The following is a 21787-nucleotide window of genomic DNA, read 5'->3' as shown; positions in this document are numbered from 1 at the left end:
CTGCCTGGCGCGTCGATAGGAGCGGGTGTGGACCTGAGCACTGACCTGGCCGGTGCCCGGCGCGCGGGGCCCGGGACCCGCACCCGCCCCGTGGTGGTGCAGCACTCGGCCGGGACGCCGGGCGCGAACGGGCCGCTCACCGCCGTCGAACGGGTCCTCGCCTCCCGGCTGGCCGACCGGTACGACTTCGTCCGGATGCACCAGAGCAGCGGCAACGGCGCGCTCAACGTCGGCCTGCTGCGGGACTGGGTCGCCCTGCTGCGCCGGGTCCGGCCCGACCTGGTGCACGTGCGCGGCCTGCAGAACGAGGGGTTCCACGGCGTCCTCGCCGCCCGGCTGGCCGGTTGCCGGCGGGTCCTGGTCACCGTGCACGGAACCGTGCGGGACCTGCGCCGCACCGACCGCCCGGTGCGCCGCGCGCTGCTGGTGCGCGGCGCCGAGCCGCTGACCCTGCGGGCGGCCAGCCACGTCGCCACCGTCTGCGAGTACGCCGCCGGCCGGGACTTCCTGCGCGGCTGCGCCGACCGGTTCCTCGGCGTCATCCCGAACGGGGTGCCCGTGCCGGCGCGGCCGGACGCGGCCCGGGACCGGGTCCGCGCCGACCTCGGGCTGCGCCCCGACGACCTGGCGATGATCGTGGTGGCCCGGCTGACCTGGGAGAAGGGCTTCGGCGTACTGGCCGAGGCGCTGCGCCGGCTACCGCCGGCCCCGGACCGGCCGGTGCTGCTGGTGGCCGGCGACGGCCCGGCCCGCGCCGACATCGAGGCCGCCCTGCGGCACGCCGGCACGGCGCGGGTACGGATGCTCGGCAACCGCGCCGACGTGCCGGACCTGCTCTGTGCCGCCGACCTGTTCGTCTTCCCCACCCTGCACGAGAACCTGTCCAACGCCCTGCTGGAGGCGATGGCCCACGGGCTTCCGGTGGTGGCCTCGGCGGTCGGTGGCAACGTGGAGGTGCTGCGCGACGGCGGCGGGCGGTTGGTGCCGGCCGGTGACCCGACGGCGTTGGCCGACGCGCTCGCCGCGCTGCTGGGCGACGCCGGGACCCGGGCGCGGCTCGGCGCGCGGGCCCGCCGCACGGTCGTCGACCGGTACAGCCTGGACGCGATGCTCGGGGCGCTGGACACGGCGTACCAGCGGATCCTGGCGGGCTGAGCGGTGCCGGCCGGCGACGCGCGTGACCGGGAGGTGCCGCCCCGGGTCGTCCTGCTCGGCTTCACGCTGCCCGACGAGGCGCTGGACCGGGTGATGGCCGGGGACGCCGTCCACTCCACCCAGACCCACGCCTTCGCCTGGGGGCTGGTGAGGGCGTTGTGCGACGCCGGCTGCCCGGTCCGGCTGCTGTCTGCCGCCCCGGTCTCCACCTACCCCCGCAACCCCCGGATCCGGTACCGGGCCGCCCGGTTCCGCCACGCCGGGGTGGACGGCCAGCTCCTCGGCTTCGTCAACCTGCTCGGATTCAAGCACCTCACCCGGTTCGTCGCGGCCTGCCGGCGGGGCTCGCGGATGCTGCGGGAACAGCCCGCCGACGTGCTGCTGGTCCACGGGGTGCACACGCCGTTCCTCTGGGCCGGCCTGGTGCTGGGCCGGCTGCGCGGGGTCCGGGTCGTGCCGGTGCTGACCGACCCGCCGGGGGTGCCGCTGCCGCACGAGGGCCGGCTGGTCCGGCTGCTGCGGTCCGTGGACGTCGCGCTGGTCCGGGCCGCCCTGCGCCGGTGCGCCGGCGTGGTCGCCCTGACCGGGCCGCTCGCCGAGGACTTCGCGCCCGGCCGTCCCCGGCTGGTGCTGGAGGGGATCTGCGCCCCGCCGGCCGGCGTCCGACGCCGGGTCGCCGTCGCCGACACCCGGCAGATCGTGTACGCCGGCGGGCTCAGTCGCGCCTACGGCGTGGACCGCCTGGTTGAGGCGTTCCGCGGGCTGCCGGGGCCGGACCTGCGGCTGTGCGTCTTCGGCCGGGGCGAGCTGGAGGGGTGGCTGCACGAACAGGCCGCGCTCGACCCGCGCGTCGCTCCACCGCGGCTGCTGGACCGCGGCGACCTGGCCGGGTGGCTCGCCGGGGCGGCGGTGCTGGTCAACCCCCGGCCGGTCGACCAGCACTTCGTGCCGTACTCGTTCCCGTCCAAGCTCATCGAGTACCTCTCGGCGGGGGTCCCGGTGGTGACCACCCGGTTGCCCGGCATTCCCGCCGACTACGACCCCCACCTGGTGTTCGCCGCCGACGACAGCGCCGCCGGGCTCCGGGACTCGATCCGGCGCGTGCTGGAGCTGCCCCCGGCGACGGCCGCCGCGCTCGGCGCGGCGGGACGGTCCTTCGTCGCCGAGACCAGGGGCCCGGTTGCGCAGGGCCGCAGGCTGCGGGCGTTCCTCGGCGCGCTCGGTCCCGCCGCCGGCCGGATCGACGTCGGCGGGCACCGGGCCGGGGGTGCCCGGCAGCCGGCCGGCGGGCGTGGGACGGAGCGGCAGCCGCTGGCCGCGCCCGAGCCGCGGTAGTGAGCCGCCCCCGGCGGCCGACTCCTCCTCCGTCCCTTTTGCAGTAACTTGCCGGATCGGCGGTCGTTGTTCAGCGGGTGGCCCGGCTACGCGCCGGCCGCCGTGCAGACCGACCAGTGGTGGGGGAGATCGTGAAGGTAGTGGTGACCGGAGGCGCGGGTTTCATCGGCGCCAACCTGGTCCGGGCGCTGTGCGAGGCCCCGCAGGTGACCGACGTGGTGGCGGTCGACGACCTCTCCACCGGGGCGGTGGAGAACCTGCTCGACGTGCCGGTCCGGCTGGCGCGGGGCACCGTCCTCGACCCGGACCTGCTCGACGAGGCATTCGTCGGCGCGCAGAGCGTGGTGCACCTGGGCGCGCTGGGCTCGGTGCCCCGCTCCATCGACCGGCCGCTGCCCAGCCACCACGCGAACGCCACCGGCACCCTGATGGTGCTGGAGGCAGCCCGGCGGCACGGGGTGCCCCAGGTCGTCCTCGCGTCGTCCTCCTCGGTGTACGGGGCGAACCCCGTCCTGCCCCGGCGGGAGACGCTGCGTCCGATGCCGGTCAGCCCGTACGCCGTGTCCAAGCTGGCCGCCGAGGCGTACGCCCTGTCCTACGCGTCCTGCTACGGGCTGTCCGTGCTGCCGTTCCGCTTCTTCAACGTGTTCGGCCCCCGGCAGGCGGCGCACCACGCGTACGCCGCCGTCGTGCCCCGCTTCGTCGCCGCCGCGCTCGCCGGCCGGCCGCTGCTGGTGCACGGCGACGGCCGGCAGACCCGCGACTTCACCTACGTGGGAAGCGTGACGGCGGTGATCGTGGAGGCGGTGCTGCGCCGGGTGGCGGCACCCGACGCGGTCAACCTGGCGTTCGGGGCCCGGGTGTCGCTGCTCGACCTCGTCTCCGAGCTGGAGGACGTGCTCGGCCGCCGGCTGCCGGTGGTGCACGAGCCGCCCCGCCCCGGCGACGTGCGCGACTCGCAGGCCGACTGCGGCCGGCTGCGGGAGCTGTTCCCCACGGCCCGCCCGGTGCCGCTGCGCGTCGGTCTGGAGGAGACCGTGGCCTGGATGGCCGGCCACGTGCTCGCCGGACACTAGTGCCGAGCGTCCCGGCCGGACTCGTCGAGCGGGAGAGACCCCCGCCCGGGGCCCACCGGCGCGCGCCCGACCGCACCCGCCGGCTCGTCACCGGCGTCTGCACCGCCGTGCTCAGCCGGCTGGCCGGGTTCGTGGTCCCGATCGTGCTGGTCCCGGTGACGCTGCCCTACCTCGGCACCGACCTGTACGGCCTCTGGATGGCCGTGGCCGCGCTCGCCGGGATGGCCGCCTTCGCCGACCTCGGCCTGGGCAGCGGCCTGATGACCAAGCTGGTGCCCTGCCAGGCGGCCGGCGACCACGAGCTGGCCCGCCGCTACGTCTCCAGCGCCTACCTGACGCTGTCCGTGTTGGCGGTCGCCCTCTGCGGCGTGCTCTGGCTGATCGCCGACGCGGTGCCCTGGGCGTCGGTGTTCAACACCGCCGGTCAGATCACGCCCGGGCAGGCGCGGACGATCGCCCTGACCTGCCTCACCGCGTTCGTGCTCAACGTGCCGCTGTCGCTGATCGTCCGGGTCCAGTACGCCTGCCAGCAGGTCGGCCGGAGCAACCTCTGGCAGGCCGGGGCGGGCCTGGTCGGGCTGCTGGTGGTGCTCGGCATCGTCCGGGCCGGGCTGCCGCCGGTGGCGATCATCGTGGCCTCGGCCGTCGCGCCGCTGGTGGTCAACCTGCTCAACAGCCTCTGGTTCTTCTGGCGCGACGGCTCCCGGATCCGGCCCCGGCTGCGCTGCGTCGACCCGCGCGCCGCCCGCGAGCTGCTGAGCCTCAGCGGGCTGTTCTTCGTGGTGACCGTGGTGACGTCCGTCGCGACCAGCGTGGACACGCTGATCGTCGCCCACGCCCTCGGCCTGTCCGCCGTCGCCGCCTACGTGGTGCCGGCGAAGCTGCTCGCCCAGCTCGGCCAGCTCGTGGTGCTGGTGAACGTGCCGCTCTGGCCGGCCAACGGGGACGCCCTGGCCCGGGGTCAACTGGCCTGGGTGCGGCGGATCACCCGCCGGATGACCGTCGTCTCGGTGCTGGCCACCCTGCTGCCCACGGTCGTTCTGACGGTCGCCGGTCAGCGGCTCCTCGACGCCTGGCTGCCCGTGCCGATCGGGGCCGACCCGTGGCTGCTGGCCGGGCTGGGCGGCTGGTGGGTGGTGCAGGCGGCGCTCTCGCCGCGCTTCATGGTGCAGAACGCCGCCGGCGTGGTCACCCCGCAACTGGTCGGCTGGGCGGTGTTCGCCGTCCTGTCGCTGGCCGGCAAGTGGTACGGCGCCTCCTGGTTCGGGCTCTGGGCGGTCCCCTGGGTCGCGGTGGCCGGGTTCGCGCTCACCGTCGTCCCCGCCGCCCTGTACGGCTACCGCAAGGCGCTGCGCCGGGCCGGGCGTCCGGCGCCGGAATGGAGATCCGATGGACAGTTGGTCGGCTGAGGAACATCCCCGGGTGCTGGTCGTCGGCGCGGCGGTGTTCGGCCGCGCCTCGGGCACCGGGATCACCCTGTCCAACCTCTTCGCCGGCTGGCCGCGACAGCGGCTGGCCCAGCTCTACGCCGAGGACCGGGAACCCGACACGGACGTGTGCCAACGGTTCCTGCGGCTCGACCCGCGCTCCGCGCCCGTGGAGTACCACCTGTTCCGTTGGCGGGCCCGCACCACCCGGGGGACGTCGGCGGGCGCGCGGAACGGGTCGGCCGTCGTCGGGGCGGGCGTAGAGCCGGGGCCGCTGCGCGCCCGGATGCGGGCCGAACTGCGGGCATTCGTCGACCTCAGCCCGCTGCGGGTGCCCGCCGGGACGCGCCGGTGGCTGCGGGAGCAACGCCCGCAGGTGGTCTACGCGATGCTGGGCAGCATCCGGCAGATGCGGCTGGCGGTGCTGGCGGCCCGGGAGTGCGGGGCGCCGCTGGTGCCGCACTTCATGGACGACTGGCCCACCACCCTGTACACCGACCGGCAGACGTTCGGCGTCGCCCGGCACGCGCTGCTCGCCGGGGTCCGGGAGGTGGTCCGGCACTCGTCGTACGGCCTGGGGATCAGCGAGCCGATGGCGCGGGAGTACCAGCGCCGCTACGGGCTGCCCTTCGCGGCCTTCGGCAACTGCGTCGACCCGGCGGACTTCGCCGACCGGCCGGACCCGGCCCGGCCCGCCGGGGCGGTGCTGGACCTCGTCTACGTCGGCGGGCTGCACCTGGACCGCTGGCGGTCGCTGCGCCGGGTCGGCGAGGCTCTCGGCCGGCTCGCCGCCGACGGGCTGCGGGCGCGGCTGACCGTACACGCGCCCCCACCTGATCTGGACCGGTACGGCGAGCGGCTCGGGCTGCCCGGCGTCCGGCTGGGCCGGTCGCTGGCCAGCGACGAGGTCGCCGCGGTGCTGCGCCGCGCCGATGTGCTGGTGCACGTCGAGTCGTTCGCCGAGGAGCACCGCCACTACACCCGGTACTCGCTGTCCACCAAGATCCCCCAGTATCTCGCCGCCGGCCGCCCGGTGCTTGGCTTCGGCCCGGCGGAACTGGCCTCGATGGCCCACCTGGACGCGGCCGGGGCCGGCGCGGTGGTCGGCGTCGACGATCCCGACCGGCTGGCCCGGGAGCTCGCCCGGCTCTGCGCGGATCCCGCGCTGCGCGAGCGGCTGGGCCGGCAGGGGCTGGACTTCGCCGTCCGCCACCACCGGGCGGACCAGGTGGCTGCCCGGTTCGCCGAGACCCTGGCGCGGGCCGCCCGGCGGCCGGTCGGTCCCGCGCCGGAGCAGCCCCGGCGCGACCCGGCTGGGCTGACCCCGGGTGCCGAGCGCCGCTGAGCGCCCCCACCCGCCGCCCCGCCCCAGGCCCCGCCGGGCAGTCGGCCCGAAGCCGGACGGTCGTCCGGGGCGAGGCCTGAGGCCGGACGGTCGTCCGGCGAGGCATGAAGCCGCGCGACCGTCCGGGCGAGGTTCGGGCGGAGCGCGACCGGCCGTTCCGCCCGGGTCGGCCCGGGGCAAGGGTCAGGCGGGGCCGGACCACGTGTTCCGCCCGGGCTCACCCGGTGGCGGGCACCTCGGCTGCCGGCCGCAGGCAACGCGCTCGGTGCTGCGGTGTCGCCGGGGCGCGCAGCGTGGGCAGGACGGTCAGCATGGCCAGGACCAGCCAGGCGGCCGGCGACGCCTCCCACTGGCCGGTGAGCCAGATCGGCAGCATCAGCGCGGTGAAGCCGCAGGCCAGCAGGCGGCCGACCGGCGCGGCCCGGGCGGTCGCCACCAGGGCGGCGGCGAGCGTGCCGAAGTAGAGCAGTACGCCGATCAGTCCCAGGTCGTTGCCGATGGTCAACAGCAGGTTGTGCGGGCCGACGCCGTACGGGTTGGTCGCCATGAGCACCCCCGGCCCGGAGCCGGTGAGCAGGTGCTCCGACCAGGTGGTGACGGCGTAGGGCCAGAGCCACAGCCGTCCGGAGATGTCGCCGGTCGCCCGGCCGTACATGCCGTCGAGCCAGGTCATCGTCCAGCTCGGGGTTCTGCCCAGCGGCACCAGGAAGAGCAGCGCGGGCCCGAGCACGCCGAGGCTGAGCACCGTCGGACGGGGCCAGAACCGGGCCGCCAGCATGGCGATCACGCCGAGCAGCACCCCGATCGCCGCGCCCCGGGAGCCGGTGAGCAGCACGGCCCAGAGCAACAGCGCCCCGGCGGCCGGCGGCACGAGGCGCCACCGCCGGTGGGGTGCCACGGCCGCGGTCAGGATCGCGGCGACCACGATCCCGGCGACCAGCGTGTAGGCGGTGAGATTCACCTCCCGGCCCTCGACGCCGAACCGGTGGGCGACGTCGAGCACCTGCCCCCGCGAGCGGAGGTCCTCGGCCGCTCCCGTGACCACCTCCTGGGCGACGACCACGCAGCCGGCGAGGAACGTCCCGCCCACCAGCAGCAGGTCCCGCCGGGTGCGCAGCACGTGCCGGCAGGCCACGAAGAGCAGGCAGACCGTCGCGTACCGGTAGGCGCCCACCGCCGTGAGGTCCGGCCGGTCCGACCAGAGGTTGGTGTTGTACGCCCAGCCCGCGGTCGCCGCCGCCAGGGCGTCCGCCCAGCGGGGCCGGGGAAGCCGGCCACTGAGCAGCAGCGCCACCACGGCCATCGGGGCCAGCCAGTTGAACGACCACCACGGCGGGCGGGCCGCCCAGAACGCGATCCAGCAGAGCAGGACGACGCTGGGCAGGCCGGTCGGCCACGCGCGGAGCAGCCACGCGGCGGGCCCATCCGCCCCACGGCGCCGTCGCCCCGGGCCGGACGGGACCGGGCCCGCCGGGCGGTCCGCTGTCCGCGACTGCCGCGCCCCGGCGGGGGTACGCGGGCCGAGTCGAGGTGGCGAGGTGGTCATCGGAGCGCGCACCGCCCGGGGGCGGCCACGGTCGGGCTCGCGGCGGCCGGGCGGCACCGGGCCGGGTGCGGTGGTCGAACTGGCGACATGGTGCTCCTTCGCTGACGGACCGCGCCGCCGCCCCGGTCGACCACTCTGCTGTGGAGCGTGACGGGACCGGTCGGGACCGCATAGTCCGCGCCCTTTGTACCAGTTGTGGCGTACCGAGGTGGGTGAATCGGCGCGAACCGCTCTCGATGGGCCCGCCCACGGCAGGCCCGCCAACGAGCTCACGGGAGGGTATTTTCCCCCTGTCTTATCCGCTTGAGAGTGATTCGAGGATATAACCCGAAACGCGTATCTGTGGGTGCGGGCCGTCGTTGACCCGGGTGCCGCACCGGAGCCAGGTCAGGTCCGGGCGGTCGCCCGCGCGGCCGGCGGATCGGCGCGGCACGGGCGGGCGGAACGGGGAAAGCCGTCCGCCGGCCGTGACGAACGGGAGAGGCTATGGCTTTCACGACCTCGGGCCGCCGGGTGCTCATCACCGGCGGCACCGGTTCCTTCGGGCAGACCATGACGCGCCGCCTGCTGTCGCAGGACGTGGGTGAGGTGCGCATCCTCAGCCGCGACGAGGCCAAACAGGACGCGATGCGCCGGACCCTCGGCGACGAGCGGGTCCGCTACCACGTCGGCGACGTCCGGGACCGGGACACGGTCGAACGGGCGACCCGCGAGGTCGACTTCGTCTTCCACGCGGCGGCGCTGAAACAGGTGCCGTCCTGCGAGTTCTTCCCGCTGGAGGCGGTGCGCACCAACGTCCTCGGCAGCGCCAACGTGGTCGAGGCCGCCGCGCGCAACGGGGTCGGCTCCGTGGTGGTGCTCAGCACCGACAAGGCGGTCTACCCGGTCAACGCGATGGGCATGAGCAAGGCCCTGATGGAGAAGGTGGCCCAGGCCCACGCCCGCAACGACCCGCGCAGCGCCACCACGGTCTCCTGCGTGCGGTACGGCAACGTGATGTACTCGCGCGGCTCGGTGATCCCGCTCTTCGTCGAGCAGGTCAAGTCCGGCCGGCCGCTGACCGTCACCGACCCGACGATGACCCGGTTCCTGATGTCGCTGGCCGACTCGGTCGACCTGGTCGAGCACGCGTTCCACCACGCGCAGCCCGGCGACGTCTTCATCCGCAAGGCAGCCGCCGGGACCATCGCGGACCTCGCCGAGGCCGTCTGCCGGCTGTTCGACGTGCCGTGCAAGCTCGACGTCATCGGCGTGCGGCACAGCGAGAAGTGGCACGAGACGCTGGCCAGCCGGGAGGAACTGGCCCAGGCCGACGACTTCGGGGAGTTCTTCCGGGTGCCGATCGACGGGCGGGACCTGAACTACGCGCTGTACGTCTCCGAGGGCGAGCTGGGCGAGGTGCCCCGGGAGGACTTCAACTCGGCCAACGCGCCCCGGCTCGGCGTACCGGAGATCATGGAGCTGCTGCGCGGCCTGCCGGAGATCCGCGCGGAGCTGGCCCTGCGGGAGCCGGTGCCGGCGTGTTGAGGCTGGCCGTCACCGGCACCGGTGGCTTCCTCGGCTGGCACGTCCGGACGCTGCTGCGCGCGCTGGGCCGGCCGGAGCCCGTCGTCGTCACCCGGGCGGACCTGACCGACCCGGACGCCGTCGCCGGGAAGCTCTCCGGGGTCGACCGGGTGCTGCACCTGGCCGGCGTGAACCGGGGCGACCCCGCCCAGGTGGCCGCCGGGAACGTCCAGCTCGCCGCGCAGCTCGCGCACGGGCTGCGGCGCTGCCCCGACCCGCCGGCGGTGGTCTTCGCCAACTCGGTCCAGGCCGGCAACGGCACCCCGTACGGCGACGCGAAGGCCGCCGCGGCGGAGATCCTGGCCGGCACCGGGGCCGTCCTCGACGACGTGCTGCTGCCCAACCTGTACGGCGAGCACGGCCGGCCCTTCTACAACTCCGTGGTCGCGACCTTCTGCCGGCTGCTCGCCTCCGGCGACACGCCACAGGTGCAGCTCGACCGGGACATGGAGCTGGTGCACGTCACCGACGCCGCCGCCCGGCTCGTCGGCGTGCCGGCCGGTGGGTCCTGGGACCCGGACATGCCGGCGCTGCGGATCGGGGTGGGTGAGCTGGCCCACCGGCTGACCGGCTTCGCCGACGCCTACCGCCGGGCGGAGGTCCCGCCGCTGCGGGACCGGCACGACGTGCGGCTGTTCAACACCTACCGCTCGCACGGCTTCCCGTCCGGCGTCCCGATGCCGCTGCCCCGGCGCTCGGACGCCCGGGGCGAGCTGGTGGAGACGGTCAAGGTGCACGACGGCGGCGGCCAGAGCTTCTGCTCGGGCACCCACCCCGGGGTGACCCGGGGGGAGCACTTCCACCTCGCCAAGATCGAGCGCTTCGTCGTGCTGCGCGGCTCGGCCGAGATCGCCCTGCGCCGGGTCGGCCACGCCGACGTCGTCCGGTTCGCGGTCGCCGGGGACGATCCGGTCGCCGTGGACATGCCGACGATGTGGGCGCACCGGATCACCAACACCGGGCCCGGTGAGCTGGTCACCCTGTTCTGGACCAACGAGATCTTCGACCCGGCCCGGCCCGACACGTACCCCGAGCCGGTCGACCTGCCGGCCCTGGTGTCGAGCGCGGTGGTCGCCGGATGAGGATCGGCCTGGTCAGCCAGTGGTACCCGCCGGAGGGCGCCTTCATCCAGGACAACCTCGCCGCGGAACTCGTCGCGCGCGGGCACGAGGTGAAGGTGCTCACCTCCTTTCCGAGCTATCCGTACGGCCGCGTCTACCCCGGCTACCGGCAGCGGTGGTACGACTGTGTCCGCACCGGAGGGCTGACCGTGCGCCGGGTGCCGGCGTACCCCAGCCACGACCGGTCGCCGGTGCGCCGGGCGGCCAGCTACCTGTCCTTCGCGGCGACGAGCGCGGTCGCCGGGGCGCGTTACCTCGCCGACGTCGACGTGACGTACGTCTACCACCCGCCGCCGACGTCCGTCGCCGCAGCCGTCGTCGGCCGGCTGCTGCGCGGCACGCCGGCCGTCCTGCACGTGCAGGACCCGTGGCCGGAGTCGGTGCTGCACTCCGGGATGGCGCCGCAGGGGCGCGCGGGCCGGCTGCTCGACGGGGCGATCGCCGGGGCCATGCGGCGGATCTACCGGTCGGTCACGGCCGTCGCGGTGATCTCGCCGACGATGGCCGAACTCGTCATCGAACGGGGCGCGGACCCGGACCAGGTGCGGGTGGTCTGGAACTGGACCGACGACCGGCTGTTCCGGCCGGTGCCGGCCACCGACGCCGCCCGCGCCGCCATCGGCCACACCGGACGCTGCACGATCATGTTCGCCGGGAACCTGGGGCTGCTCCAGGGGATCGAGACGGCGGTCCGGGCCGCCGCCGCGACCCGCGACCTCGTCGACCTGGTGCTGGTCGGCTCCGGGGTGCAGGAGGAGAGCGCCCGCCGGCTCGCCGCCGACCTCGGCGCCCACAACGTCCGGTTCCTCGGCCGTCGCCCGCCGGAGCGGATGGCCGAGCTGTACGCCGCGGCTGAGTACCAGCTCATCTGCCTGCGGGACGCTGCCGGCCTGCGGGGGACCGTCCCGTCGAAGCTCCAGGCGGCGCTGGCCTGCGGCCGTCCGGTGATCGTCTCGGCGGGCGGCGACGCCGCCCGGCTGGTCCGCTCGGCCCGGGTCGGACTCACCTGCCCGCCGGAGGACTGGCGGGCGCTCGCCGACCGGTTCGCCACCGCGGCGGCCCAGCCCGTCGCCGAGCGGCGGGCGGCGGGTGACCGCGCCCGCCAGGTGTATCTGGACCGCATGTCGCTGCGGGTGGGAGTCGACCAGTTGGAGGACATCATGATCAAGGCCGCGGACCGGGGGAGGCGTCGATGACGCGCGTCATGACGGTGGTCGGGACCCGACCCGAGATCATCCGGCTGTCCCGGGTCATCGCCCGGCTCGACCGGACGGTCGACCACGTGCTGGTGCACACCGGGCAGAACTGGGACCCGACCCTGTCGGACGTCTTCTTCACCGAGCTGCGGCTGCGCCAGCCCGACCGCTACCTCGGGGTGGACACCACCTCGCTGGGCAGCGTGCTCGGCGGCGTGCTGACCGGGGTGGAACGGGCGATCGAGGACCTGCGGCCGGACGCCATGCTGGTGCTCGGCGACACGAACAGCTGCATTGCCGCGCTGATCGCCCGGCGGATGCGGGTGCCCGTCTACCACATGGAGGCCGGGAACCGCTGCTTCGACCTGAACGTGCCGGAGGAGACGAACCGGCGGGTGGTCGACCACGTGGCCGACTTCAACCTGGTCTACACCGAGCACGCCCGGCGCAACCTGCTGGCCGAGGGGCTGCACCCCCGTCGGATCCTGCACACCGGGTCACCGATGCGGGAGGTGCTGGAGCACTACCGCGCCGAGATCGACAAGTCCGGCGTCCTGGAGCAGCTCGGGCTGACCCCCGGCGGCTACTTCCTGGTCAGCGCCCACCGGGAGGAGAACGTCGACGACGCCCCCCGGCTGGCCCGGCTCCTGGACTGCCTGCGGGCGGTCCGGGAGCACTGGGACCTGCCGGTGCTCGTCTCCACCCACCCCCGTACCCGCAAGCGACTGGCCGAGCTGGCACCCGACCCGGCCGACCTGGCCGGCATCACGTTCCACGAGCCGTTCGGCCTGTTCGACTACGTACGCCTGCAGGCGCAGGCCCGCTGCACCCTGTCCGACAGCGGCACGATCAGCGAGGAGGCGGCGATCGTCGGCTTCCCCGCGGTGACGCTGCGCAACTCGATCGAACGCCCGGAGGCCCTGGACAGCGCCGGCATCCTGCTGACCGAGCTGGACCCGGACGCGGTCCGCGAGGCGGTGACGGTCGCCATCGCCCAGGTGGCGTCCGCGGGCGTGCCCTGCCCGGCGGACTACCAGGTCACCGACACCTCCCGCCGGGTCGTCAGCTTCGTCCTTTCCACGGTGCGGCTGCACCACGGCTGGGCCGGCATCCGGCGCTGACCGGCCCGACCGGGGGGCCACAGTGGCGTACGCCGCGCCGGAACTGGTCACCGACGGGCGCGGGCCGGGGGCGGGTCAGCGCCCGTCCCCGCCTACTGGGTCAGCGCCCGCCGGCCCGGTAGGCGGGGAAGAACCCGCCGTCGCGCAGGTCGGTGACCGGGCAGCCCAAGCGGTGGGCGCGGGCGGCGGTCAGCGCCGCGTACCGGTCCCGGTCGAGCACCACCGCGCCCGTCCACCAGGGGACGAGGGCGCCGCCGAACGACGTCTTGAAGCGGAGCAGCCCGTCGTCGCCGCGCACCCCGCCGCCGAGGTGCACCCGGGCGCAGCCGGTCTCGGCGGCCCACTCCAGGATGCGCCAGACCAGCAGGTTGTTGGCGCCGTCGCGGGCGGCGGCCGGCTCCGAGCCGGCGAGGTGGTAGTGCGCCCGGTCCCGGTGCCGCAGCACGAGCGCCCCCGCGACGACCTCCCCGTCGGGGTCGCGTACCGAGGCGAGCAGCAGGTCCTTGTCCAGCCCCGACGACAGCAGCCGGTAGTACCCGTCGGGGAACAGGTAGCGCTCGGCGCTGCCGATGCGGCGCATGGTCCGCTCGTACACCCGCCGGAACGGCGCGGCGGCGGTGAGGTCGAGGGCCGTGGCCGGCCGCAGCTCGGCCGTCAGCCCCGCGTTCCCCGCCTTGCGGACGGCGGTGCGGGCCCGGCCCGCCATCGCCTCCCACACCCGGCGGGGGCCGGCGTCCACGGCGACGGTCACGGTCTCGCCGTGCTGCGCCAGCCGCACCGTCCCGAGTGCCCGGACGGCCGCCACCGGCGCGGGATCCAGCGGCGAGAAGCGGAGGAAGAGGCTCACCATGCCCTGGTCGCGCCAGCAGGCCACGGCGCGGGCCCAGAACCGGGCCAGGTCGTCGGGCGGGCAGCCGGGTTCGACGTGCAGGCCGCAGTAGCCGTACGGGCTGACCCCGTCGGTCACCCCGTCGGCGACGGCCCGAAGCACGTACGGGAGCTGGATCCGCCGCCCCAGCCGGGCGCTGTGCCAGGCGCCTCCCTGCGCCGCCGCGTCCGCCGTACCGTAGCCGGCGGTGAAGTAGACGTCGGGACAGTCGGCGTCGAGCCGGCCGGCCTGCGGGCCCGGTCCGGTCAGGGCGAAGTCGCCCGTCACCGGCGGTCCAGGAACCGTTCGACGGCCCCGCACACGCGGTCGACCTGCCGCTCGTCGAGCGCGGACCCGCTGGGCAGGATGAGGCCGGTGTCGAAGAGGCGCTCGGCGACGCCGGTGACCGACGCGGGCGCGTCGGCGTAGACCGGTTGCAGGTGCATCGGCTTGAACACCGGCCGGGTCTCGATCTCGTCGAGGGCGAGCGCGGCGGCGAGGTCGGCCGCCCGCCAGCCCGCCCGGGCGGGGTCCACGACCACGGTGGACATCCAGCAGTTGCCGCCGCCGTCGTCGTCGCCGAGCAGGCGTACGCCGGGCACGGTGGCGAACAGCTTCGCGTACCGCTCCCGCAGCAGCCGCCGCCGGACCAGCATGCCGTCCAGACGGTGCAGCTGGCCGCGACCGACCGCGGCGAGCAGGTTGCTGGGGCGGTAGTTGTATCCGACCTCGGTGTGTTCGTAGTGCACCACCGGCTGGCGGGCCTGCGCGGCCAGGTACCGGCAGCGCGCCACGAACGCCTCGTCGTCGGAGAGCAGCATCCCACCGCTCGACGTGGTCATGATCTTGTTGTGCTGGAAGGAGAGGACGGCCGCGCGGCCGAACGAGCCGGCGGGGCGGCCCCGGTGGGTCGCGCCCAGGGACTCGGCCGCGTCCTCGATCACGGGCACTCCGGCGGCGGCGCACACCGGCAGCAGCGAGGTGTAGTCCGCGCAGGTGCCGAAGAGGTCCACGGACATGACCGCCCCGACCGGCGTCCCCGCCGCCCGCAGGCGGGCCAGCAGCGCGGCCAGCAGCGACACGTCGAGGTTTCCGGTCTCCTCGTCGCAGTCCACGAAGACCGGCCGGGCACCGGTGTACGCGACGGCGTTCGCGGTGGCCGCGAAGGTCAGCGTCGGGACGATCACCACCTGCCCGGGGCCGACGCCGAGGCCGAGCATGGCCAGGTGCAGGGCGGCCGTTCCGGAACTGGTCGCCAGCGCGGCCCGGGTGCCGACCCGCTCGGCGGTCGCGTGTTCGAGGGCGGTGATGTCCGGGCCGAACGGGCCGACCTGCCGCGCCCGGAACGCGGCCAGCAGATAGGCCTCCTCCACCGGCCCGAGGTCGGGCGGGGAGAGGTAGACCGGGTCGGCGGTCATGACGCCACGGACCCGGCCGTGCTAAGCGGAAGGTCGGTGCCACTCTGCGGAACACGGGAGGAATCCACGTTTTCTCCGTTTCTCGCCTGGACCACGTCACATCGGTCAGAACCGTTCTACCAAACGGCGGACCGACGACCGTCGCTTTCACGTTTCGGGCGTGCTCGCGCGGGTCGGCCCCGGTGGGCCGGCAGACAGGCAGGCGGGGGCCGCCGTCGGGCGGGCCGGGGGATGGGCCGGCGGGCGGTACAGTGCTGCCGGCCGCGCCTGGCGGCCCGGGTCGGACGTGAGGGGACGCGCCGTGCTGCACCTCAGGGTGATCGCCCCGCCGGACCAGTCGTCGGCCGTGACCGACCTGCTCGCCGCCGATCCCGGCGTAACCCACCTGGCGGTGCTCCCCGGGGCGGCCAGGCAGCCCGAGGGAGACCTCATTCTTTGCGACGTGGTCCGCGAGCGGGCTGACAACGTGCTGCGCGGGTTGCAGGAGTTGGGCGTCGAGGCGCGCGGCGGGATCGCCGCCGACGACGTGGAGCTGACGGTGTCCCGCGCCGCCGACCGGGCCGCCGCGGATGCTCCCGGCAGCGGGGCGGACGCGGTGGTCTGGGACGAGGTGGCCGCGAAGACCGGCGAGCAGACCGAGCTGTCCGCCACCTACCTGGTACTCATCGTGGTGGCCACCATGATCGCCGGGATCGGGGTGCTGCTCGATCAGCCCATCCTGATCGTCGGCGCGATGGTGGTCGGGCCGGAGTTCGGCCCGCTGGCCGCCCTCTGCGTGGCCCTGCTGCGCCGCCGGCCGGCCGTCGTCGGCCGCTCCGTGCAGGCCCTGGTGGTGGGCTTCCTGGCCGCCATGCTCGCCACCGTGCTCAGCACCTGGGCGCTGACCCTGGCGGGCCTGGTCGACCGGGACATGCTGCTCGCCGCCCGGCCGCTGACCGACTTCATCTGGCGGCCGGACGCGCTGTCCTGGGTCGTCGGCCTGCTCGCCGGGATCGCCGGGATGCTCTCGCTGACCTCGAAGAAGTCCGGCTCCCTGGTGGGCGTCCTGATCTCGGTCACCACCGTGCCGGCCGCCGCCAACGTCTCCGTCGCCGCCGCGTACGGGGTGTGGCACGAGGCGGCCGGCTCGGCGCTGCAACTGGTGATCAACCTGTGCGCGATCGTGCTCGCCGGGCTGGCCACCCTGGGTGTGCAGCAGGCCTGGTGGTGGCACGTGGCCCGGCGGGCCCGCCGCCGCCCGGCCCGGTCCCGGCCGGTCGGCGGCTGACGGGACGTCCCCGGCCGGACCGCCGCCCGGCGGTCCCGCCCGGATGCCGGCTCCCTGGGCGGTCCCGCCCGACCCGGGTCGCCCCGGGCCGTGCGGTCACCAGTCGTCGCCGGCGGCCAGCCGCCGGGTGAGCAGGTCACGCAGCGGGACCGAATCGCCGTCCCGACCACCCTCGCCGACGATCAGGGGGGCGGGGACGGGCTGCGGGTCGGCACCGAGGAGCCGGGCCCGCAGGCCCGCCGGGACGGTCAGCAGGTACCACCGGCCGGCGGTGTCCACCGCGCGGGAACGGGCCCGGTCGACGTACCAACCGGTGAGCCGGGTGCGGTACCGACCCTGGCCCGCGTACGGCACGGCGGCCAGCCGGGTGGGCCGCAGCCCGCGCCGGGTCGCCTCGGCCGTGAACCAGGCCACGATCTGTGCCGCCTCGGCGCGTTCGGCCGCCCGCCGCCGCTCGTCCGCCTCGGCGTGCGCGCGCACCGCCTGCCGCTGCCGCTCCCGCCACTGGACGTCGTCGTCGCCACCCATGCCGGCGACGGTACGCGCCGCGCCCGCCCCACCGCGACCGGTCAGGCGAGGCCGGCCCGGCGCAGCGCCTCGGCCATCGGCCCGTCGGCGGGCGGGGGAGTCCCGCCGCCCCGGCCCGGCCGCTGCTGCGAGCCGCCGCGCCCCTGGCCGTCCCCACGGGGACCACCCCGCCCCTGACCGCCCCCGGACTGCTTCCCCCGGCCGCCCCCGGATGGCTCACCCCGGCCGCCCCCGGACTGATCGCCCCGGCCGCTGCCGGATGGCTCGCCCCGGCCGCCGCGCTCGCGTCGCCCGTCGTCCGGACCACGCCGGGCCGCCTCGGTCTCGTCCTCCAGCCGCAGCGTGAGCGAGATCCGCTTGCGCGGCACGTCGATGTCGAGCACCTTGACCCGGACCACGTCGCCCGACTTCACCACGTCGCGCGGGTCCTTGACGAAGGTGCGGGACATCGCCGACACGTGCACCAGGCCGTCCTGGTGCACGCCGACGTCGATGAACGCGCCGAACGCCGCCACGTTGGTGACCACGCCCTCCAGCACCATGCCGGGGGTCAGGTCGCCGATCTTCTCCACGCCCTCGACGAACGTCGCGGTCCGGAACTCCGGCCGCGGGTCCCGCCCGGGCTTCTCCAGCTCGGCCAGGATGTCGGTGACGGTGGGCAGGCCGAACGTGTCGTCGACGAAGTCGGTGGCCCGCAGGCCGCGCAGGATCGCGCTCTGCCCGATCAGCGAGCGCAGGTCCTGGCCCGTGCTGGTGAGGATCCGCCGCACCACCGGGTACGCCTCCGGGTGCACGCTGGAGGAGTCCAGCGGGTCGTCGCCGCCGGGGATGCGCAGGAAGCCGGCGCACTGCTCGAACGCCTTGGGGCCGAGCCGGGCCACCTTCTTCAGCTCCTTGCGGGAGCGGAACGGGCCGTTGGCGTCCCGGTGCAGCACGATGTTCTCCGCCAGCCCCGCGCCGATGCCGGAGACCCGGGTCAGCAGCGGCGCGGAGGCGGTGTTGACGTCCACCCCGACGGCGTTCACGCAGTCCTCGACCACGGCGTCCAGCGACCGGGAGAGCTTCACCTCGGACAGGTCGTGCTGGTACTGCCCGACGCCGATCGAGCGCGGGTCGATCTTGACCAGCTCGGCGAGCGGGTCCTGGAGCCGACGGGCGATGGAGACCGCCCCGCGCAGCGAGACGTCCAGTTCGGGGAGCTCCTGCGAGGCGTACGCGGAGGCGGAGTAGACCGACGCGCCGGCCTCGGAGACCACCACCTTGGTCAGCGTCAACTCCGGGTGCCGCTTGATCAGGTCACCGGCGAGCTTGTCGGTCTCCCGGCTGGCGGTGCCGTTGCCGATGGCGATCAGCTCGACGCCGTGCGCCCCGGCCAGCCGGGCGAGGGCGTCGACCGAGGCGTCCCACTGCCGGCGCGGCTCGTGCGGATAGATCGTGTCGGTGGCCACCACCTTGCCGGTGGCGTCGACCACCGCGACCTTCACCCCGGTGCGCAGGCCCGGGTCGAGGCCCATGGTCGGCCGGGTGCCGGCGGGGGCGGCGAGCAGCAGGTCGCGCAGGTTGGTGGCGAAGACCCGCACGGCCTCCTCCTCGGCCGCCTGCCACAGCCGCATCCGCAGGTCGGCGCCGAGGTGGATGAGGATCCGGGTGCGCCAGGCCCAGCGCACCGTGTCGGCCAGCCACCGGTCGGCGGGGCGGCCGTGGTCGGTTACCCCGAACCGGCCGGCGATCGCCGCCTCGTACCGGCTCGGGCCGGTCGGCGCGGCGTCGGGGTCGCCCTCGGTCTCCGGGGCCATCGTCAGGTCGAGCACGCCCTCCTTCTCGCCCCGGAGCATCGCCAGGATCCGGTGCGAGGGCAGCTTCGGGTACGGCTCGGCGAAGTCGAAGTAGTCGGAGAACTTCGCCCCGGCCGACTCCTGGCCGTCGCGTACCCGGGAGACCAGCCGCCCCCGCGACCACATCTGCTCGCGCAGCGTGCCGATCAGGTCGGCGTCCTCGGCGAAGCGCTCGATGAGGATGGCCCGCGCGCCGTCCAGCGCGGCGGCGGCGTCGGCCACCCCCCGCCCGGCGTCGACGAACCCGGCGGCCCGCTCCCGAGGGTCCTGGCCCGGGTCGGCCAGCAGCGCCTCGGCCAGGGGCTCCAGCCCGGCCTCGCGGGCGATCTGCGCCCGGGTCCGCCGCTTCGGCTTGTACGGCAGGTAGATGTCCTCCAGCCGGGACTTCGAGTCGGCCGCCATGATCTGCGCTTCCAGGGCCTCGTCGAGCTTGCCCTGGCCGCGGATGGACTCCAGCACCGCGGCGCGGCGCTCGTCCAGCTCACGCAGGTAGCGCAGCCGCTCCTCCAGGGTGCGCAGCTGGGCGTCGTCGAGCAGGCCGGTGGCCTCCTTGCGGTAGCGGGCGATGAACGGCACGGTGGAGCCGCCGTCGAGCAGCTCCACGGCCGCCCGTACCTGTCGTTCGGCGACGCCGAGTTCGTCGGCTATCCGCTGGTGCACAGACTGGGTCACGATCTGATCCGCCTTCTCGGGTGGGGTCCGTCCTGCATTGTGCCGCCCGCCCCCGACGCCGCCGCCCTGACCCACCGCCCGCGCACGTCGCCGCCGTCCGGGTGGCGGGTGGCTGGTCCTGATCCAACGGCTTCTTCAGCTTGATCTTCGAGGTGAGCGGCGGTCAGGGCAGCGGGTCGGCGGTTCCGCGCGGCACCTGCGGCCGGCAACGGCGCAGCCGGGCCGCCGCGAGTCGCCCGCCGACGGCCAGCCCGTACCGGTCGACGGCGGCGAGTCCGTACGCGCTGCAGGTCGGGGTGTACCGGCACTGCCCCGGCCAGCGGTGCGACAGCCAGCGGCGGTAGCCGCGGATCGCGGCGAGACCGACCCGGTCCAGCGGTCCCGGTCGATTGCCGGCCGTCCGGCCCCGGCGGGCGGGTGCCTGGCCGCCGGCGGCGCCCGCGACGGCGGCGCCCAGGGTGAGCAGGGTGGAGTAGAGCCCGAAGTCGCAGCAGCCCGGGCTGCTGCAAGGGTCGTCGCCACAGGAGTCCAGGGCCCCCTTGCGGCCCTTGCAGCCGGGTCCCTGACGGCGCGCGCCGACCTCGCCGTGGCAGTGGCCCGTGGCATGGCAGTGGGTCGGCTTTCGGCAGGGGCAGGGCCCCCGGTCGCCGGAGTCGTCGGCGCCGGTGATCTTCATGGGCGACATCATGCCTGGTCCGGGCGAGCCGCCCTGGTGGGCCCGGCCGCCCCGGGAGGATCCACAAAACGTGACCGGAAACCCGGTGAACATCTGTGGACACCGCACTAGCGTGGTGATCATGGAAACTCCCGCTGACCCGCGGGCGCGTCGGCTCTTCGGCGGCAGCGCCCGGGCCCTCGGCGATCTCGCCGGCAGCCCGTTCCGGGCCGACCGGGACCGGATCGTGGCCTCGCCCTTCTTCACCCGGCTGGGCGGGGTCACCCAGGTGATCAGCCCCGGCGGCTCCGGGCTGCTCGTGCACAACCGGCTCACCCACAGCCTCAAGGTGGCCCAGGTGGCCCGGGCGATCGCCGAGCGGCTCACCGCCGACGATCGCTGGCAGGGCCTGCTGGAGAAGCTGGGCGGCTGCGACCCGGACGTGGTGGAGGCCGCCGCGCTCGCCCACGACCTCGGCCACCCGCCGTTCGGGCACCTCGGGGAGCGTGTGCTCGACCGGCTGGCCCGGCACCGGCTCGGCCTGGCCGACGGGTTCGAGGGCAACGCGCAGTCGTACCGGATCGTCACCAGCACCGAGATCCGGGGCGCGGCGACCACCGGCCTCGACCTGACCGCGGCGGTCCGGGCGGCCCTGCTGAAGTACCCGTGGACCCGGCTGGACCACCCGGACCCGCACCCCCGGCACCTCGCCCCGCCGCCCCGGGGCGCCGCCGCCCCACCCGACGACCCGGACAGCGGCTCGGCCAAGTTCGGCGCGTACCGCACGGAGCTGGCCGACCTGCGGCAGGCCCGGGAGCCGTTCGTCGGGCGGATCGCCGACTGGCAGCAGACCGTCGAGGCGTCGGTGATGGACACCGCCGACGACATCGCGTACGCCATTCACGACGTGGAGGACTTCTACCGGGTCGGGGTGCTCCAGCAGGGGGCCGTGGCCGCCGAGCTGACGGCCTGGCAGCGGGAGAACGGGCACTTCCGGGCGGTCACCGAGCCGGCCCTGGCCGGGGCGGCCCGGCGGCCCGGCGCGGCGATCGAGCGGCTGCGCCGGCAACTGCACCGCAAGGACGGCTGGATCGCCGACGACGCGGCGTTCGCCGCCGCCGTGGAGCACGTCCGTGAGGAGCTGGTCGAGGGGCTGCTGGCCATGCCGTTCGACGGCTCGATCGAGGCGGAGCAGTACGTGGCCCGGTTCTCCGCCCGGTGGACCACCCGGTTCGTCGACGCCATCACCGTCGCCGACGCCCCGTCGGTGCGTTCCGGGCATGTGCTGCTCGCCCCGGCGCAGTGGCACGAGGTGCAGGTGCTCAAGTTCGTCCACCACCGGTTCGTGCTGGCCCGGCCGGACCTCGCCCTGCACCAGCGCGGCCAGGCCCGGCTGCTGGGCACCCTCGTCGAGGCGCTGTGGGAGTGGCTGCTCGACCCGGAGGAGGAGTCCCGGCTGCCGCGCCGGCTGCACGACCTGGTCGAGCTGGCCGAGGCGGAGCTGCACCCGCGCACCCCGGACCGGGTCGGCCGGGCCCGGGGGCGGGCGATCATCGACTTCGTCGCGCAGCTCACCGACGGCCAGGCGGTGGCGATGCTGGACGCCCTATCCGGCCGCTCCCGAGCGCTGTGGACGGACGCCTTCGTGCTGTAAGG

17 protein-coding genes are annotated in these 21787 nt (G+C 75.2%); 11 read left to right on the top strand and 6 right to left on the bottom strand.

Features of this window, described 5'->3' with window-relative positions; translation table 11 throughout:
* The first annotated feature begins 27 nt into the window (after positions 1-27).
* The 5 genes from ACH4T9_RS26405 (at position 28) to ACH4T9_RS26385 (ending at position 6338) form a co-directional block, all read left to right on the top strand.
* Positions 28-1155, top strand: a complete 1128-nt coding sequence (locus tag ACH4T9_RS26405; RefSeq protein ID WP_396674029.1) for a glycosyltransferase — start codon at positions 28-30, stop codon at positions 1153-1155.
* A 3-nt stretch (positions 1156-1158) separates the two neighbouring features.
* Positions 1159-2490: a glycosyltransferase family 4 protein gene (locus ACH4T9_RS26400; RefSeq protein ID WP_396674028.1), complete on the top strand. Its 1332-nt coding sequence runs from the start codon at positions 1159-1161 to the stop codon at positions 2488-2490.
* 143 nt (positions 2491-2633) lie between these two features.
* Positions 2634-3566, top strand: a complete 933-nt coding sequence (locus tag ACH4T9_RS26395) for an NAD-dependent epimerase/dehydratase family protein (protein ID WP_396674027.1) — start codon at positions 2634-2636, stop codon at positions 3564-3566.
* Positions 3566-4975, top strand: a complete 1410-nt coding sequence (locus tag ACH4T9_RS26390) for a lipopolysaccharide biosynthesis protein (protein WP_396674026.1) — start codon at positions 3566-3568, stop codon at positions 4973-4975. Before ACH4T9_RS26395 ends, ACH4T9_RS26390 begins: the two co-directional genes overlap by 1 nt.
* Positions 4956-6338 (top strand): glycosyltransferase, encoded by a 1383-nt coding sequence (locus ACH4T9_RS26385; protein WP_396674025.1) that lies wholly within the window; start codon positions 4956-4958, stop codon positions 6336-6338. Before ACH4T9_RS26390 ends, ACH4T9_RS26385 begins: the two co-directional genes overlap by 20 nt.
* Before the next feature lie 217 nt (positions 6339-6555).
* On the opposite strand, the gene ACH4T9_RS26380 is transcribed toward ACH4T9_RS26385, so the two are convergent.
* Positions 6556-7884, bottom strand: a complete 1329-nt coding sequence (locus ACH4T9_RS26380; protein ID WP_396674024.1) for an O-antigen ligase family protein — start codon at positions 7882-7884, stop codon at positions 6556-6558.
* A 486-nt stretch (positions 7885-8370) separates the two neighbouring features.
* Here ACH4T9_RS26380 and ACH4T9_RS26375 point away from each other — a divergent pair, with 486 nt between their 5' ends.
* The 4 genes from ACH4T9_RS26375 to wecB are packed head-to-tail and all read left to right on the top strand — an operon-like array spanning position 8371 to position 12888.
* Positions 8371-9411, top strand: coding sequence for an SDR family NAD(P)-dependent oxidoreductase (locus tag ACH4T9_RS26375; protein WP_396674023.1), 1041 nt, complete (start codon positions 8371-8373; stop codon positions 9409-9411).
* On the top strand, positions 9405-10532 hold the full coding sequence (locus tag ACH4T9_RS26370; RefSeq protein WP_396674022.1) for an NAD-dependent epimerase/dehydratase family protein: 1128 nt from the start codon (positions 9405-9407) through the stop codon (positions 10530-10532). Before ACH4T9_RS26375 ends, ACH4T9_RS26370 begins: the two co-directional genes overlap by 7 nt.
* Entirely contained in the window at positions 10529-11767 is a 1239-nt protein-coding gene (locus ACH4T9_RS26365; RefSeq protein WP_396674021.1) for a glycosyltransferase family 4 protein, read from the top strand. Before ACH4T9_RS26370 ends, ACH4T9_RS26365 begins: the two co-directional genes overlap by 4 nt.
* Complete coding sequence (gene wecB / locus ACH4T9_RS26360) at positions 11764-12888, top strand: non-hydrolyzing UDP-N-acetylglucosamine 2-epimerase (RefSeq protein WP_396674020.1); 1125 nt, start codon at positions 11764-11766, stop codon at positions 12886-12888. Before ACH4T9_RS26365 ends, wecB begins: the two co-directional genes overlap by 4 nt.
* Positions 12889-12988: 100 nt before the next feature.
* Here wecB and ACH4T9_RS26355 read toward each other — a convergent pair whose 3' ends face one another.
* Positions 12989-14044, bottom strand: coding sequence for a GNAT family N-acetyltransferase (locus tag ACH4T9_RS26355; protein ID WP_396674019.1), 1056 nt, complete (start codon positions 14042-14044; stop codon positions 12989-12991).
* Positions 14041-15174 carry a DegT/DnrJ/EryC1/StrS family aminotransferase gene (locus tag ACH4T9_RS26350; RefSeq protein WP_396674018.1) on the bottom strand — a complete coding sequence of 378 codons (1134 nt, stop codon included), beginning with the start codon at positions 15172-15174 and terminating at the stop codon, positions 14041-14043. Before ACH4T9_RS26350 ends, ACH4T9_RS26355 begins: the two co-directional genes overlap by 4 nt.
* 301 nt (positions 15175-15475) lie before the next feature.
* Between ACH4T9_RS26350 and ACH4T9_RS26345 the strand changes: the two genes are divergently transcribed.
* On the top strand, positions 15476-16441 hold the full coding sequence (locus tag ACH4T9_RS26345; RefSeq protein ID WP_396674017.1) for a DUF389 domain-containing protein: 966 nt from the start codon (positions 15476-15478) through the stop codon (positions 16439-16441).
* A gap of 96 nt (positions 16442-16537) precedes the next feature.
* Here the strand turns inward: ACH4T9_RS26345 and ACH4T9_RS26340 are convergent, their stop codons facing one another.
* From ACH4T9_RS26340 to yidD, 3 genes are all read right to left on the bottom strand, one after another.
* Positions 16538-16969, bottom strand: a complete 432-nt coding sequence (locus ACH4T9_RS26340; RefSeq protein ID WP_396674016.1) for a hypothetical protein — start codon at positions 16967-16969, stop codon at positions 16538-16540.
* A gap of 41 nt (positions 16970-17010) precedes the next feature.
* Positions 17011-19476 (bottom strand): Tex family protein, encoded by a 2466-nt coding sequence (locus ACH4T9_RS26335; RefSeq protein ID WP_396674015.1) that lies wholly within the window; start codon positions 19474-19476, stop codon positions 17011-17013.
* Between the two features lie 163 nt (positions 19477-19639).
* A complete protein-coding gene (yidD, locus tag ACH4T9_RS26330) occupies positions 19640-20152 on the bottom strand; it encodes a membrane protein insertion efficiency factor YidD (protein WP_396674014.1) in 513 nt (170 codons plus the stop codon).
* 121 nt (positions 20153-20273) lie between these two features.
* Between yidD and ACH4T9_RS26325 the strand changes: the two genes are divergently transcribed.
* A complete protein-coding gene (locus ACH4T9_RS26325; RefSeq protein WP_396674013.1) occupies positions 20274-21785 on the top strand; it encodes a deoxyguanosinetriphosphate triphosphohydrolase family protein in 1512 nt (503 codons plus the stop codon).
* Positions 21786-21787: the final 2 nt, after the last annotated feature.

The organism is Micromonospora sp. NPDC020750 (genome assembly GCF_044334565.1).
Taxonomy (GTDB): Bacteria; Actinomycetota; Actinomycetes; order Mycobacteriales; family Micromonosporaceae; genus Micromonospora.
This window is presented reverse-complemented; position numbering and strand designations above follow the sequence as displayed.

What these genes read in the sequence shown, in the direction of transcription:
- ACH4T9_RS26385 (WP_396674025.1), top strand. Translation starts at nt 4,956, where the DNA reads ATGGACAGTTGGTCGGCTGAGGAACATCCCCGGGTGCTGGTCGTCGGC.
- ACH4T9_RS26380 (WP_396674024.1), bottom strand. Translation starts at nt 7,884, where the DNA reads ATGACCACCTCGCCACCTCGACTCGGCCCGCGTACCCCCGCCGGGGCG.
- ACH4T9_RS26375 (WP_396674023.1), top strand. Translation starts at nt 8,371, where the DNA reads ATGGCTTTCACGACCTCGGGCCGCCGGGTGCTCATCACCGGCGGCACC.
- ACH4T9_RS26365 (WP_396674021.1), top strand. Translation starts at nt 10,529, where the DNA reads ATGAGGATCGGCCTGGTCAGCCAGTGGTACCCGCCGGAGGGCGCCTTC.
- wecB (WP_396674020.1), top strand. Translation starts at nt 11,764, where the DNA reads ATGACGCGCGTCATGACGGTGGTCGGGACCCGACCCGAGATCATCCGG.
- ACH4T9_RS26350 (WP_396674018.1), bottom strand. Translation starts at nt 15,174, where the DNA reads ATGACCGCCGACCCGGTCTACCTCTCCCCGCCCGACCTCGGGCCGGTG.
- ACH4T9_RS26340 (WP_396674016.1), bottom strand. Translation starts at nt 16,969, where the DNA reads ATGGGTGGCGACGACGACGTCCAGTGGCGGGAGCGGCAGCGGCAGGCG.
- yidD (WP_396674014.1), bottom strand. Translation starts at nt 20,152, where the DNA reads ATGAAGATCACCGGCGCCGACGACTCCGGCGACCGGGGGCCCTGCCCC.
- ACH4T9_RS26325 (WP_396674013.1), top strand. Translation starts at nt 20,274, where the DNA reads ATGGAAACTCCCGCTGACCCGCGGGCGCGTCGGCTCTTCGGCGGCAGC.